Origin of the sequence: Burkholderia pyrrocinia, assembly GCF_018417535.1 — a bacterium.
Classification (GTDB): Bacteria; Pseudomonadota; Gammaproteobacteria; order Burkholderiales; family Burkholderiaceae; genus Burkholderia; species Burkholderia pyrrocinia_E.
Genome location: NZ_CP070979.1, coordinates 615243 through 630937 on the forward strand (window position 1 = coordinate 615243; position 15695 = coordinate 630937).

At 64.6% G+C, this 15695-nt stretch carries 9 protein-coding genes; 4 read left to right on the plus strand and 5 right to left on the minus strand.

Annotation, left to right across the window (positions count from 1 at the left end; all coding sequences use genetic code 11):
- Window positions 1-45 precede the first annotated feature (45 nt).
- On the plus strand, window positions 46-1416 hold the full coding sequence (locus JYG32_RS35775; RefSeq protein WP_174380140.1) for an MFS transporter: 1371 nt from the start codon (window positions 46-48) through the stop codon (window positions 1414-1416).
- Between the two features lie 168 nt (window positions 1417-1584).
- On the opposite strand, the gene JYG32_RS35780 is transcribed toward JYG32_RS35775, so the two are convergent.
- The gene (locus tag JYG32_RS35780) at window positions 1585-4338 is read right to left on the minus strand and encodes a UPF0182 family membrane protein (protein WP_213268252.1); all 2754 of its coding nucleotides are present in this window, start codon (window positions 4336-4338) and stop codon (window positions 1585-1587) included.
- A 315-nt stretch (window positions 4339-4653) separates the two neighbouring features.
- Here JYG32_RS35780 and JYG32_RS35785 point away from each other — a divergent pair, with 315 nt between their 5' ends.
- Window positions 4654-5073, plus strand: coding sequence for a DUF1810 domain-containing protein (locus JYG32_RS35785; protein ID WP_213268253.1), 420 nt, complete (start codon window positions 4654-4656; stop codon window positions 5071-5073).
- A gap of 193 nt (window positions 5074-5266) precedes the next feature.
- On the opposite strand, the gene JYG32_RS35790 is transcribed toward JYG32_RS35785, so the two are convergent.
- Window positions 5267-5437 (minus strand): hypothetical protein, encoded by a 171-nt coding sequence (locus JYG32_RS35790; RefSeq protein WP_213268254.1) that lies wholly within the window; start codon window positions 5435-5437, stop codon window positions 5267-5269.
- Here JYG32_RS35790 and JYG32_RS35795 point away from each other — a divergent pair.
- Window positions 5436-6914 (plus strand): hypothetical protein, encoded by a 1479-nt coding sequence (locus JYG32_RS35795; RefSeq protein WP_213268360.1) that lies wholly within the window; start codon window positions 5436-5438, stop codon window positions 6912-6914. The two genes, JYG32_RS35790 and JYG32_RS35795, sit on opposite strands and share 2 nt — an antisense overlap.
- Window positions 6915-7205: 291 nt before the next feature.
- On the opposite strand, the gene JYG32_RS35800 is transcribed toward JYG32_RS35795, so the two are convergent.
- Window positions 7206-10820 carry a YadA family autotransporter adhesin gene (locus JYG32_RS35800; protein WP_213268255.1) on the minus strand — a complete coding sequence of 1205 codons (3615 nt, stop codon included), beginning with the start codon at window positions 10818-10820 and terminating at the stop codon, window positions 7206-7208.
- 1143 nt (window positions 10821-11963) lie between these two features.
- Between JYG32_RS35800 and JYG32_RS35805 the strand changes: the two genes are divergently transcribed.
- Complete coding sequence (locus JYG32_RS35805) at window positions 11964-12770, plus strand: response regulator transcription factor (RefSeq protein WP_213268256.1); 807 nt, start codon at window positions 11964-11966, stop codon at window positions 12768-12770.
- 22 nt (window positions 12771-12792) lie between these two features.
- On the opposite strand, the gene JYG32_RS35810 is transcribed toward JYG32_RS35805, so the two are convergent.
- Window positions 12793-14985 (minus strand): TonB-dependent siderophore receptor, encoded by a 2193-nt coding sequence (locus JYG32_RS35810; protein WP_213268257.1) that lies wholly within the window; start codon window positions 14983-14985, stop codon window positions 12793-12795.
- Between the two features lie 403 nt (window positions 14986-15388).
- Entirely contained in the window at window positions 15389-15676 is a 288-nt protein-coding gene (locus JYG32_RS35815; RefSeq protein ID WP_213268258.1) for an SDR family NAD(P)-dependent oxidoreductase, read from the minus strand.
- Between the last annotated feature and the right edge of the window lie 19 nt (window positions 15677-15695).

Below are 15695 nucleotides of genomic sequence, written 5' to 3' on the forward strand. Positions count from 1 at the left end.
GCGTATGGTTTATTTCTCTGTCGCCCTTTTCTGGGAGATATCGAAATGGCTGCCATGCAATCCGCGGCCACGCCCCTCTCCGACGAGGAAGCCCGGCGCCAGTTGCGCCGCGCCGTCATCGCCAGCACGATTGGCACCACGATCGAATGGTATGACTTTTTCCTCTACAGCACGGTCACCGGCCTGGTCTTCGCAAAGCTGTATTTCCCGCAGTCCCACCCTCTCGTCGGCACGCTGCAGGCGTTCCTGATCTATGCGGTCGGCTTTGTCGCGCGGCCGGTCGGCGCGGCGATCTTCGGCCATTACGGCGACCGCATCGGACGCAAGGCCACGCTGATCGTGACCCTGTTGCTGATGGGGCTCGCCACGTTCGCCGTGGCCTTCGTTCCGACCTACGCAACGATCGGCATCTGGGGCGCCGTTTTCCTCACGGTGCTGCGCTTCATCCAGGGCGTCGGCGTTGGCGGCGAATGGGGCGGCTCGGTCCTGATGTCGATGGAGTGGGCGCGCACCAATGCGCATCGCGGCTTCGTCGCGTCGTGGCCGCAGTTCGGCGTGCCGGCGGGATTGTTCCTCGCCAACCTCGCCGTGCTGGCCATGAGCTGGTTTTCCGGCAGCAGTTTCCTCGCGTGGGGCTGGCGCGTGCCGTTTTTCCTCAGCATCCTGCTGGTCGCGATCGGGCTCTATATCCGCCTGAATATTCTCGAGACGCCGATCTTCGCGAAGCTGCTGGCCGAGCGCCGGATCGAGAAGACGCCGATGCTCGAAGTGCTGCGCAAGCAGCCGAGGGATATCGTGCTGTCGGCGTTTGCGCGGATGGCCGAACAGGCGCCGTTCTATATCTTTACGGCGTTCGTGTTCACTTACGGGATCACGGCGCTGGGCGCCACGCGCGAACTGCTGCTGACGGCGGTGCTGGTGGCGTCCGTGGTCGAATTCTTCACCATCCCGCTGTTCGGGCACGTGTCGGATCTGATCGGGCGGCGGCGGATGTACATGATCGGTGCGGCCGCCGTCGGTGTGTTCGGATTCCTCTACTTCGCGATGGTCGATAGCCGGAATCCGGCATGGATCTTCGCGGCCATCGTGCTGTCGCTGGTCCCGCATTCGATGATGTACGGGCCGCAGGCTGCATTGATTGCCGAGTCGTTTACCGGGCGGTTGCGGTATAGCGGTGCGTCGATGGGTTATCAGCTCGCTTCGGTCATTGCAGGTGGCCCGGCACCGCTGATCGCGACGGCGCTGTTCGCCTACTACCATTCGGGGTATGCGATCGCGGTGTACGTGCTGGTGTGTGCGGTGCTGAGCCTGGTCGCCGCATCGAAGCTCGGGGACTACACGAACAAGGATATTTCGCGGGAATACGATGACGCGCGGGGCCTGGAGGATCATGGGCACGCGCCGCCGCTGACCTGACGGATTGGCCGGCTCGATCGAGCCATCGAGGATGTATGGGGTGACGAGGTGGCTGCCGGCCGGCTTTCCGCACCCCGCCTCGATTCAGCGCAACGCGCGCACCCGGAACAACACGACGACTTCTCGATGACGGGCAGTCGAGTTCACGCTCGTTCAACCGCGCCCCACTCACTTCTTGTGATCCGCGCGAACGGCGCCCAGCGCTTCGAGCAACGGCCGGAGCGCATCGAGTTCCGCGCCGAAGCCGGCCCAATCCCCCGCCTTCAGCCGCTCGATCGCGCGGTCGTAATGGGCAAGCGCGTCGCGGGCGCGCGCATCCGCCGCGCCGCTGGCCGGCGCCGCCACCGGCCGCGTCTCCTTGAAGAGCGCTGCGAGCGCCTCGCTCAGGTTTTCCTCCATCACGACGCGATCGCCATAGGCCGCGATCACCCGTTTCAGCTCGGGCAATTGGCCCGACGCCGCGCGCAGATAAAGCGGCGACACGTAGAGAATCGAGTTCTCGATCGGCACGACCACGAGATGGCCGCGGATCACGCGTGAGCCCATCTGGTTCCACAGCGAGATCTGCTGCGAGATTTCCGTGCTCTGCTGGATGCGCGCCTCGATCTGGTACGGCCCGTAGATCAGCTTGTCCTTGGGGAACGCGTAGACGATCAGCTTGCCGTACCCGGGCGGATCGCAACGCGCGGCCAGCCAGGCGATCATGTTCTCGCGCTGGCTCGGCACCATCGGCAGCATGAGCACGAAGCCGGCCTGCGCGTCGCCGGGCAGCCTCATGATCGTGTAGTACGGCGCCATCTGCGTGTTCGCGGCGTTGCTCCCGTCGATATCGCCCAGCGCGCGAGGAAACTGCCAGAGGTCCTCGCGGTTATAGAACACTTCCGGTGCATCCATGTGATAAGCGCGGTAGAGGTTCGCCTGGATCAGGAACAGATCTTCGGGGTAGCGGATATGCCGTTGAAGATCCTGCGGCATCGCGTCGAGCGGCTTGAACATGCCGGGGAAGATGCGCGCGTAAGTCCGCACCAGCGGATCGGAAGGATCGCTGACATAGAAGTCGACCGTGCCGTTGTACGCATCGACCACCACCTTGACCGCGTTGCGAATGTAGTTGGCGCCGTCGCCGACACCGGGCGGCGCATACGGAAACCAGCGGCTGGTCGTATAGGCGTCCTGCATCCAGAACAGGCGTCCGTTGCTTGCCACGACATAGGGGTCGTGGTCGAGCGCGAGAAACGGTGCAATCATGCGTATCCGGTCCCGGATGTTGCGGTGAAACAGGATCCTGCTCTCGTTCGTGATGTAGTGCGTCAGCAGGATGTTGGGATCGTCGAACTGCCACGCGAAGAGGCTGCGCCGCGCCGCGCCGTCGATCGCGACACCGTCGCGCCCGCTGTAGGACGTGTAGACGTTGCTGTCTCCTTTCGGGTAGTCGAATTCGGGCACGCTGCCCTTCACGATCACATAGCCCTGCCCGCCTTCGCCGAAGTAAATGCGCGGTTCGTGGATCGCCGGTCCGCCCTCCGCGACAGGCGGAATGTCGCGCAGATAGAGCGACGGCAAGCCTTCCGTGGATTTCTCCGTGACCGGCGACATCACGACGCCGTTGCCGTGGGTGAACAGCAGATGCAGGTTCACCCAGGTTCGGGCGTTCTCCGGCAGCATCGTCTGCTCCAGTTCGCGCGCCGACAGCATGACCTGCCGGTAGCCGGAGTCGAGCCGGTAGCGATCGATATCCACGGAGAAGAACTTGTAGTAAGTCCTGATCTCCTGCAACTGCGCATAGGTATCCATCAGCGGCTGCACATCCCACAGGCGGATGTTGTCGACGGTCGCGCGATTGGCCTGCAGCGACGCGAGATTCAGGCCCTGCCCGGCCGAAAACGGCTTGACCTCGATCTGCGCGAGACCGTAAGCCTGCCTCGTCAACGCGATGTTGTGCTGGATATAGGGCGTCTCGAGCTGCAGCTCGCTCGGCTTGACGTAGAAGCGCTGGAACAGCGCGGGGTAGACGATGCCGAGCGCAAACGAAGTACCGAACACGAGCAGCGCCGTCGCGGCCGGCAGCCGATAGCCGGGCCGGCGCATGTTGACCAGCATCGCAACGGCCGACGCAGTGGCGAGGCCGACGAGCAGCCACAGCACCGGCAGCATCACGTGGACATCCGTATAGCCGGCGCCGACCACGACACCGTTGTTGTCGTAGAGCAGCAGAAAGCGTTCGAGCCACCAGGACCAGGCTTTCAGCAGGAAGAAGAGAGCCAGCAGCGCCGAACCGTGAACGGCAGCAGCCGACGACAGCCCCTTCGGCGGACGAAGCATGATGTCGCCGCGCAGCCAGTAGACGCTACCTGCGACGATCGCGCAGCAGACGACCACTTGCAGCAGCAAGTTCTTCAGCACGATCCAGACGGGCAGCGCGAACAGATAGAAACCGATGTCCTTGCCGTAAATCGGATCGTGCGCGCCGAACGGCACCTGATGCAGAAAGCGCAGCGCAACATCCCAGCTCGACATCGCACCGGCGGCGATCGCAAGCCCGAGAAAAACGGCACCGGCGGCGATGACCGCGCGCCAGGGAATGCGCGACGCGACCTCCCCTGCCAGCGCCCGAAGGACATCCTCCGCGCGCGTCGACGCAGTGTCCTCGACCTGCCAGACGTCGACGGGCCTCGCATGACGATGCGCGAGCAACCCCGACGCGCCGATCGCGGCCGCCGACACGGCGAACACCGCGACGAACAGCAGCACCCTCGTGGACAGGATCGTCCAGAAGACGCCGGCATAGCCGATCGACGAGAACCATAGCCAGTCGACCAGGATACCGGTGATGCGCCCGATGGCGATCAGGCAGGCAATGACGACCGCAGCCGCGATCCCATAGCGCCTCAGGCGCGAGACGGACGTTGCTTGCGAGCGCATCGAGGCTCCTTTGCCGGGCCGTCATGCGTGGCCGGCCGCGGCCGGATCGGGGTGTGCCGCCGATCCGTCAGTCGGGATCGCGGCCGGCCGCATGTCTGAATGCTACGCCCGTTGCCGGCACGTCGCCATCCGACGGCATGCGTGACGTCACCTGGGGCAATCGAGTGCACTGCAGCAAATTCGATCGCGCCCGCCCGCGGGACGCCATGCGAAGCCGGGCGAGCGCACGGTCAAGGGGGCGTTTGCACGCCATCCGGGTAACGCTCACAATAATCGCTCGGGCGGCTTGCCGCGCCGGAACGGACGGAGGGCGAAATGGACGATCCGCATGATCTTCAGCGCTTTGTCGACGCACAGGATTCGGTGTATGCCCAGGTATGCGACGAGCTCAGGAACGGACACAAGCGAAGCCACTGGATGTGGTTCGTGTTTCCGCAGATCGAAGGGCTTGGCGACAGCGCGATGGCGCAACGATACGCGATCTCGACACTGGCCGAAGCCGCCGCGTATCTTCAGCATCCGCTGCTCGGAGAACGGCTGCGGGAATGCACGCGGCTGGTCAATCAGGTCGAAGGCAGTTCGATCCAGACGATTTTCGGGTATCCGGATTACCTGAAATTCCGGTCGTCGGTCACGTTGTTCGCGCATGCGACTGCGGACAACGCGGTGTTCGTGGAGGCGCTCGAGAAATATTTCGGCGGTGAGGCCGATCACAACACGCTCGCGCGAATCTAGGCGGTGTGGGCCGCAAGCGGCCAGGCCCTGTCGAAGTGACGTGCGTGCGCGCTGATGTCGGTGGCGCGATCTTCATTGCATTACGAATCGAAGCTGGCCGCGCGAGATTGCGGCCGGCGGTCGCCGTGTCGGGCTTGGGCGTGAAGTCACGTAGCCGCGCTTCATCGTCTTCACGAAGCGCTCCGCCATGCCGCTACTTTGTGGGCTCATCCCCAAAATTGGGGATGAACGCATTGGCCAGATGCGAGAAACTTCGATCGCCCGCCGCATCCGGAAAGGGATGATCGGTCATGTGCCAGATCGTCGAGAAGCCGCACACGACAAGCGGAATATAAAAAGCACCAATTGACTCAGGGGATACCATGAACTGGATATCGGTCGGTTCACGGGCGGGGTTCGCGCTTGCCTGTGCAGCAGTGCTGTCTGCCTGCGCGGTCAAAGACGTGCCCTCGCACCTCGTATGCAGCGGCGAGGCAAGTTGTCGAGCCGCCGAACTCGAGCACGCGGTTGTCACTCAACGGTGTTCGCTCTCGCCAATCGGACGCGATGCGGTCTGCGAGCCGGAGCGGAATCCTGGTGCGGTCGTTGGGGTTGAATCCGACGTCGCGCACGTTCGGCTCGCGTACCTCGAGTACGACAGTCACGGACATCGCTACGATCCGAACCAGCACACTGCGATTGTCGACGAGATCCGTCGCGTCGCGGCATCTGGAAAAACGCTGCTGATCGTCACCTATGTTCACGGCTGGCATCACAACGCGTCGGCGGCGAGCAGCAATGCCCGTGATTTTCCGCTGCTGCTCGCACGTTACGCAGACGGTCTACGACACACCGATCAAGCAAACATCGAGGTACTTGGCGTGTACGTCGGTTGGCCCGGTGAGATTACGACCGCCCCGATACTGACTCAACTGTCTATCGGCAACCGCGCGCAAGTGGCTGATCGCGTTGCGTTGGGTGATGGATCGGACGGCTCGACGCACAGCGACGCCATCGCCGATCTACATGGCATCGCCGACGCGATGCACACGGCGAACGCGGCGAACCGGATGATCGTGACCGGCCATTCGCTCGGCGGCCGCTTGCTGTCTCGAGCCTTCCTCGCCGAGCTTGAGCGACCGGACCCGGTACTGCTCGGCGCTGGCGTGCTGATGGTCACCGTGAATGCCGCGATCGATGCAGACGCGTACCGTGCGCTATATACCGAGTCTCGCACCAGCCGCGACGTACGCCGGCCGCTCTGGATCAACTTCACATCGTCCGACGACACCGCGACAGGACATATCTACCCTCTCGCCATCTGGTCCGGTGTGCTGCCCCGCATCGATACGGAGCATCGTCAAACGAGACAGACGATTGGCCACCACAACGACTACGTTACACACGAGCTCGGCGTCGCGAATTGCGGGGCCCCGAATACCGACGGCATAACGCGGTGCGGCCCGCAGTCGTCACTCTCGCGCCTGCCCGCTTCTCCATGGACATCAGGTGCTTTCCGCGCTGCGGCGCTGATCTATGGCCCTGTCGCATCGCAAGGCCGGCCAGAGTTGACCCACTGCGTGCTGCTGAACCGCTATCCGGTGACGTCGGCAATGGCAACCGCCATCGTGCGGCCAACCGTTTGCAACGCGCTGTTCAAGAAGGACTTCGACCGTGCATCGGCCTCGCACCCGGTTCCGGCCTACGGCCGTCTGTGGAATGTGCTGACCGACAAGAGCCTGATTGATTTCGAACAGCCGAGTTTCTGGCGAGCGTCGACGCACAATGGCTGGATCCAGACCGATCTTGCAGTGATGCTGTTGCAACTGGCATTCGCACCCGATGCCGCGTTCGCTGAGTGAAATCGGCGGTGTTCCGTGGCCGGGAAAGTACCCGGGACGCACGGTTGGGTAGCGTGACGACATGCTGTCGAACGTGATACCGCGGTGACATTATCCGAAGGATCGGATGCACCCGCCCAGCATTCCACTCGGAAGTTCCGTGCGACACCTGGCGGACCAGATGATTTCTTTTTTGACGGCAAAGCACAGCCCGAGGTCGAGAAATCGACCTCGGGCCATGAACTGGTCGCAAGCACCGGGTACCACACGCATTGCCGGCGCTTCCGAACGTTCAACGCGTCGCGAACGACATCAGAACTGATAACCCGCGCCGACCACCGCACCGAAGTCCGACCGGCTGTTGCCCGTCACCGACGCCTTGACGACCCAGCGGTTGCTTTCAGTCACATACGAGTACCCGGCGGCAAACCCCTGCTGGCCGTGATAATTCGCGGTCGCCGCCGACACCATCGAGCGACCGGCACCCGTCGGCTGCGGCAGCCCGGCCACCGCCATCGCCGACGCGACGCCGCCGTACATGTCCTTCTTCAGGTCGTTGAACGAGTTGTACACCTGCCCGATGCGCTGGTCGGTGTAGCCCTTCGCCTGCGTCGAAGCGGTCGTGAGGTTGTCGTTCAGTTGCTGCACGTTCACCGCGTCGGTCGGCGCCGTCCCGGCCGCGACGTTCGTGACCTGGCGCTCGCTGCCCTTCGCGCCGACCGAGAACGAGTTGTCGCGATCGGCGACCGAGCCCTGGCCGACTGCCACCGCGTTCTTGCCGGTTGCCGTCGCCGTCGTCCCGATCGAACCCGCGTCGGCACGCGCGATCCACGTCGTATTCGCATCGGTTGCCGCCGCGCGGACCTGGTCGTTGGCCGCCACGCTCTTCATCGCGTTGTTGAACTGGCCGACGTTGACCGCGTCGTTGTCGTTCACGCCCGCCGCGACGCCGGTCAGCACGCGGTCGCCCGCCGTGCCGGAGAAATTCACGCTGGTACCGCCGGTGCCCTTCCCGACCGTGATCGCGCCGTTCGGATCCTGCTGCTGCACGAGGCCGGCCTTGCCGTTCGCGATGTTGGTCACGTTCCCCTGCAGGTTCGAGATGTCGGTCGTGTTCTTCGACACCTGCTGGTTGGTCGCGTAGAGCTGCGAGCCATTCACCGCGTCCGTGCTGGTTGCGCCGAGCGTGCCGGCCTGCACGTTGGTGATGCGCGTGCCGCCCGCACCGCCGAGCGTGATCGTACTCTTCGAGCTGTCGTCGTACTGCACCGCGAGCGCGCCGAGCTGGTTGAGATTCGACTGCACGCCCTTCAGTTGCTTCACGTTCACCGCGTCCGTATCGTTGGTGCCCGCCGCAACGTTCTTCAGCACGACCGCCGAATTGGCGTCGCCGCCGACGAGCGACACCGAATTCAACCGGTTGCCGTTCGTGTCGACGTCGTACTTGACGACGTTCTTCACGGCTTCGCCGGTCTGGTTCGACACCTGCGTGATCTGCTGCTGGAGATCGGATTTCACGCCCGACAACTGGCCGCCGTTCACCGCGTCCGTGCTGCCCGCCGCGACGTTGCCGTCGGCCACGTTCGTCAGCTTCGTCGGGGCACCGGCGCGCGCCGCGCTGTAGGCGCCGAGTTTCGGGTCGAACTGCAGCGCATCCTGCTGCAGCCCGGCGATCGCGGCCGTATTGCCGGCGATGTTCGTTTCGGCATTGCCGAGGCGCGTTTCGTGATTCTCGAGCGTCGTCGTGTTGCTGCCGACGCGGCCGTCGAGGTTCGTCAGCGCGTCGCCGACGTTGTTGAACGAGCCGCCGCCAACCTTGTAGGCCGGCGCGCCGATCGAGCCGTCCGGATTCGCCGTCGCACCGCCGCCGAGCGCGGCCGCGGTGGCGTCGGTCGCGCGGCGCAGTTGCGCGCCGTTCACCGCGTCCGTGCTGCCGGACGCCACGTTGCCTTCCGCGACATTGGTCACGCGCACCGGGCTCCCGCCGTTGCCCGCGCCGAGCGAAACCTGCCGCTTGCTCGCATCGTCGTACTTCACGGCCAGCGCATCGAGCTGGCTCGTTCCGTCGTGAATCGCCGCGGTCAACTGGTCGACGTTGACTGCGTCGGTCCCGCTCTTGCCGGCCGCGACGTTGCTGATCAGTTGCGGGCCGTTGCCGCCGTGGCTTGCATCGTACGCGCCCAGGCCCGCGTTCCACTGGAGCGCATCCTGTTGCAGTGCCGCGATATTGCCCGTATTCGTCGTCACCTGGTTGCCGAGCGTCGTCACGTTGTTGCCGACGGTCGTGATCGACTGATTGAGCGTGTCGGTCGCCTTGCCGAGCTGGCCGACGTTCACCGCGTCGCCGGCGGCAATGCCGTCCGCGACGTTGTGCAGGCCGACCGGCGCCTGCGCGCCCTTGCCGCCGAGCGTGACGCCCCCGTGCGCGTCGTCGTCGTACTGCACGGCGTTCTTCGTCGCGCTGCCGATCTGGCTGGTGATCGACGTGCTCAGGTTGCCGAGCGTCGTGCTGAGGTTGTTCGTCACGCTCGTGCTGAGCGATGCGAGGCCGCCGTTCAGTTGCCCGACGTTGACGGCGTCGTGCACGTCCTTGCCGTCCGCGACGTTGTGCAGCGTCGTGCCGTTGGTGCCGGCGAACGTCACCGAATCGAACCCGCTCGCGCCGTCGTATTTCACGTTGCGCGTATCGGCCGCCTGCAGGGTGCCGATGTTCGAGGCCGCCGTGCTCAGCGACGTGTTGATGCCGGAAACGCTGTTCTGCAGGTTCGTGATGTTCGAAGCCGCCGTCGAAATGGACGTTTGCAGCGGCGCGACACTACCCTTCAACTGACCGACGTTCACCGCGTCGGTATCGGCGACGCCGGCCGCGACACCGCCGATCGTGGTGCCGTTGCTGCCGTCGAGCGTGATCGCCGCATGCGAATCGTCGGTGTATTTCACGACGTTCTTCGTTGCCGAAACGATGCTCGTGCTGAGGCTGTTGCCGACGCTGGTCACGCGCTGGTCGACGTTCGTGATCGAGGTCGACAGCGAATTGCCGACCGACGTCACGCGCGCGTCGACGTTGCCGATGCTCGTGCTGAGCGTGCTGTTCACGTTCTTCAACTGCTGGACGTTGACGGCGTCGGTATCGGCCGCGCCGGCCGCGACGTTCTTGAGCTGGCGCTCGTTGCCGACCGCACCGAACGACACCGCACCGCCGACCGGCGCAGCCGTGCCGCCGAACACCGGCGTACCGCCATTGTTGGCACCGATGCTGCCCGAACCGATCGCCACCTGGTTGTTGTCGTTCGTCTGCGCGCCCGCGCCGATCGCCACGGATTGCGTACCGCCGGCACGCGTCTGCGTCGCCGCGTCGTACGCAGCGCCGTTCGATACGCCGTCGCTCGACGTCGGATTCGCGCCGCCGATTGCAATCGAGCGATCGCCGCTGGCCAGCGCCGAGTGACCGAGCGCGATCGAGCTCGTGCCGTGCGCATCGGCGACGTTGCCGAGCGCCATCGAGAAATCGCCGATCGCGGCCGACTGGCGGCCGATCGCGAGCGCCGTATTGCCTTGCGCGACCGCCACCGTGCCGATTGCCGTGGACGAGTTCGCCAGCGCCTGCGAGCCGACACCGATCGCAATCGCGCCGCCGCTGCTGGTGCCGCCCTTGCTGCTTGCATTCGACTGGTCGCCGATCGCGATACCGCTGGTACCGGCCTTGGCATTCGTTCCCTGCGTCACGTTCGCGGTGCTCACTGCCACGAAACTGCCGCTCTTCGTGGCCACGCAGAGCGGGTTCGTCCCGTCGATGCACTGGCCGTTCAGCGCGTTGTCCGGGTTGCCACGGTCGACGAAATTGTCCGCGTGTGCGACTCCCGCGATCAGGACACCTGCGCCCGTGAACATGGCGGCGGCAAGCGCCGAAATCTGATTCCTCTTCATGCTGTTCTGCTCCGTTTTGTAGCGTCTGGTTTGAATACGGACTACTTACTTTTATTGATAGCTTCGACTTCGACTGCGATTGCGACTTCAGTGCGGAACCTGATTCCGATGCCCGGCCTGGCCATGTCGAAGGCGACAAGCATCGACCGCGCATGTCGACAGGGCGTTCGAAAGCCCGGGCACGCCGTCTCGTTACGGCCCGTTCCGTTAATTCGCCATTTACATTAGGAATACGTATTGTTATTCATGGACGAGCTCACCCCCGACTGAATCCAGAGATTCAACCCGTCTTTATAGCCACCCGGAATCCAATGTCGCGCCGACCGCGACCAACCCCGTCTCTTTTATTTCATCTCCGGCAACCGGATTTGCGTTTCCGTGCGCAAGACATTCTTTCAGACATGCATCAACTGATGCTTCGGACTCGAATCGCGCAACGTCCGTCGCGGTTCGCGATGACTTCCCGTGTCCTGTGCCATCCGTTGCTCAAAGTTCGGACGAATTATGAGACACGATCGATAATTATCAAAGGTGACATTGTTTATAGATTGCAAAATCCAATATATTCAATGAGTTACTTAAAATATTTCCATCTCGCAAACGATTGCGAACCGCCACGATTAATCGAAATGTTTTTCGAAGCGGATAAATACTTTGCCGAAGCGGATTTAAATTAAATGCATTCGAACAAGCCGCAACCAGAGAGCCGGTCGACTGCGCGATTGTGCGCCGAACATGCATGGAATCTACGAGTATTGACGAACATCAACGCGCGACACCGCAGACGCAAACCGCAACGCATCCTGAAAACGAGTAAATCGACATGACGCGAATATCGACAACCCATCTGGCGGGATTCGAAATATGCTCCTACAATTCCGCTCGCATCGATACCGGCAGCCGCGACCATTCACGACGCGGCCACGGCAATCGTCCGCGTCTTTACCGGCTCAGTGATCAAAACAACGAACGCCGGGTAATGCGCAGACCGGTTGCCTGCCGCGCAGTCCGGCGCAATCCGAATATCGATGCGAGCGTGCGATGCGTTTGCGCGTCGTCATAGAGCGGCTTCCGACGATTACCCCGAACCGGGCAGGCCACCCGCGGGATCGCAGCCAGCCGCCGTTCCAGAACAGGTGCACGATGCCTCCATCGATCTCCGCATTGAGCGACGCCCATCTCCTGATCGTCGACGATCAGCCCGACCAGCTCCGTTTGCTGATCGATATCCTGCGCAGCACGGGCTGCCGGATCAGCATCGCATCCGACGGGGCGCAAGCGTGCCAGCGCGCGCAGGCGCTGATGCCCGATGTAATCCTGATGGATGTCCGCATGCCGCGCATGGACGGGTTCACCGCGTGCCGGCTGCTTGCCGCCGATCCGCTGACGCGCGCGATTCCGGTCATTTTCCTGACTGTGGCCGGCGACTTGCACGAACGCCTCGAGGGACTCGAAATCGGCGGCGTCGACTACGTGGTGAAGCCGTTCGAACCGGCCGAAGTGCTCGCGCGAATTCGAGTGCAGCTCGCACGGACGAAGCGAGAAAGGCCCGCGGACACGGAAAACCCGTTCGCCGCCGGCACGGACGACGACATCATCGTGCGCGCAGCCATTCGCCACCTGTCGCGGACGCTGAACGATCCGCCGACGGTCGAGCAACTGGCGCGCGCGGTCGGCACGCATGAAAAGCGGCTGTCGCGCGCGTTTCGCGACAATCTCGGCCAGACGGTGTTCGAGTACCTGCGGCACGAGCGGCTGCGGATCGCACAGGATCTGCTGGATTCGACGTCGCTCAGCATCGCCAGCATCGCGAAGGAAATCGGCTTTTCCACGCCGGCGAACTTCGCGACCGCGTTTCGCGAACGTTTCGGCATCACGCCGACCGAGTGGCGGCGCCAGCGCCACGCGAGCCGGCGCGTCGCGACCCGCGAACCGCAACGCGGCACATAGGCCGCGTTCGGCGCGATCCTGACTACCAGTTGTATTTCGCGCTGGCCAGCACGGTCCGCTCGTTGCCGAATACGCACACGGCATACGACTGGCAGCCGCTGACGTAGCGCCGGTCGAACAGGTTCGCAACGTTCAATGCGAACCGCCAGTGCCGCATGTCGTAGTGCATCGCCAGGTCGTACAGCGTATAGCTGGACACCGTCAGCGAATTGTCGGGCGCGCCGGCCGACGCGCTCTGGTAGCGCACGCCGCCGCCGATCCCCAGGCCCGACAGCGCGCCCGTATGCCACGTCCAGTCGGCCCACATCGACGCCATCTGCCGCGGCAGCGGCACGGCCACCGGCCAGTTGTTCAGCGACGCGCCGTTCGCCTGCACGTTCTTGACGTCCTGATACACATACGATGCGACGACCGACAGCTCGCGGGTCACCTTGCCGACCGCGCTCAGCTCGATGCCGCGCGAGCGCACCTTGCCGGTCTGCACGGACGACGTGCCGGTGCGGTCGAGATTCACCGGCGTCGGCGTCACGACGTTGGTCTGGTCGATCTGGTACACGGCCGCGCCCAGCATCAGGTTCTGGCCGGGCGGTTGCCAGCGCAGCCCGGCCTCCGTCTGCGTGCCGCGCGTCGGCTTCGGCAAGCCGCCGCCATACATCCGCACGCCGATGACGGGATCGAACGACGTCGAATGACTCACATACGGCGACAGCCCCGCGTCGCCCCGATAGGTGAGCCCGACACGCCCGGAGAACGCACTGACGTCCTGCCGCGCCTGCGTACCGGCCGTCCGGTCGTCGAACCGCGCATTCACGCGATCCTCGCGGCCGCCGAGCGTCAGCGTCCAGCGCTGCCAGCGGATCTGGTCCTGCGCGTACACGCCGAACGCGTTCATCGCCGTGTACTGGTCGACGTGGCCGAGCGACGTCGGGCCGGAGAAGATCGCGGCCGTGACGGGCCGATAGACGGGGTGGTACAGGTTGAGCGACGGCGCCAGCGCGAGCCATACGCTGTTGGTGGTCGTCTGCCGGTCGAACTGCAGGCCGAGCAGCAGCGTATGTTCGAGCGGCCCCGTGCCGAGGCGCGCCTGCGCGTAGTTGTCGATATCGAGCCGGCTGTAGTTGAGCTGGAACAGCCCCGCGAAACGCATCATGTTCGTCGTGCTGCGGGGCGCCAGGCCGTTGCCGAACACCGTCGCGTCGTCGAGCGACAGGTGCGACCAGCGCACGTCCTGGTGCAGCGTCCACATCGCATTCACGCGGTGCTCCAGCGCGTAGCCGAGCGACCATTGCTTCTTCCGGTAGTCGTTGAACGACGGGTCGCCCATGTAGATGTCCTGCGACAGGCGACCGTTCGGGTTCGGCAGCACGGTGCCCTGCGCGGGCAGGAAGTTCGACGAGATGTCGCCGCTGTCCTGCAGGAACGACGCGGAGAATGTCAGCGACGTGTCGGCGTTCGGCCGCCATCGGAACGACGGCGCCAGCGCGACGCGCCGGTCGCCGTTCGGGCCGGTCACCGCATTGCCGTCGCGCGCAACGCCGACGAAGCGATACGCATACCGGCCGTCCCGGTCGAGTTGGTCACCGACGTCAAGCATGAATTGCTTGCGCGCATAATTGCCGATCTGCATGCCGGCTTCGCGCACGCGCTCGCCGTCGGCGAGTTTCGTATGCGCGTCGACGATCGCGCCGGGTTCGCCCGCACCGTACAGCACCGACGTCGGCCCGCGCAGCACCGCGATCGAGTCGATCGTGTACGGGTCGACACGCCAGTTCGCGATGACGGCCGTATTCGGCGCCGGCACGCCGTCGACGTACAGCGTCGGCGTGAAGCCGCGCAGCGCCGCATACCAGTCGGTCCGGCTGTCGGCGCCGAACGACGCGAAGCCCGGCACGTAGCGCAGCGCCTGGTTCAGGTCGGCCGCGCCGGTCATCTCGATCTGTTGCGCGGTCACGATGTTGGTCGTCTGCGGGATCTCGGCCACCGGCGTGTCGGTCTTGGTTCCGGCGGCGGTGCGCAGCCCGACGAGCCCGACGGACGATCCGCCGGCCTTCTCCGTCACGTCGATGGGCGGCAGCACGGCCACCACCGCGCCGGCCTGCGCCACCGCCGTGGCGTTCGACGCCTGCGCATGCGCGCCGCCCGCCGCGGCCACGCACAACGTTCCCCCGGCAGCGATCGCCCTTGCGCGTCGCGCCGCACCCGTCCCCGTTCCCATCGTTCAATGCTCCATCGTGCTGGTGGCCGATTCGGCCCGATCGACGCACGGTGCGCCGCCGGCGACCGCCCTGCGCTGTCGTGATTGTCGTGCTGGTGATGTCGGTTGCGCGCGAGTCGGTATGCACCGGCCAATGGCGTCGTTCGCGAGCGCAGCGATCATACCGGGCGAACGTGGCGCGGTCTTTAAAAAAGTGCGTGGGCGGGCGAATCGCGGGTTCGTGGCGTTGGGGGGCAGGTCAGGAAACGGTAAGGTGTGACGGATCGTCCGCCTTTCGACAGCGGGCCGGCGCAACGGACACGGGCTTGCATCGCGCCCGCTTCGCGGGAACCGTGAAGGGAGAAGGTTCGGGCCCGGCTGGCCCCGTTGCGTCGCGCTTTGGCGGTCGTGCCTGCCGTGTCGATCAGCGCCGGGGTAGTTCGAGCGCACGCGAAAAAACTGCCGCGCCGATATCGCACGCGCTCCTCTCGATCGCCGACTCCACATCATCGGCAGAAGCGACGTCAAAGCGGACTGCGTGAGGCTGCGCCCCCTGGGCACGAAGCCGCGCAGCGGCTTGCCCGAGCCGGTCGGGATCGCGTCCTTTCAGAACGACTTCAGCGCCGGCCTCCGACAGTCCCGTCGCCAGGGCAACGCCAACACCGGTACTCGATCCGGCGATCGGCGTCCGACGGCCCGACGAATCGAACAAGTTCAATCCTTGTGCGACC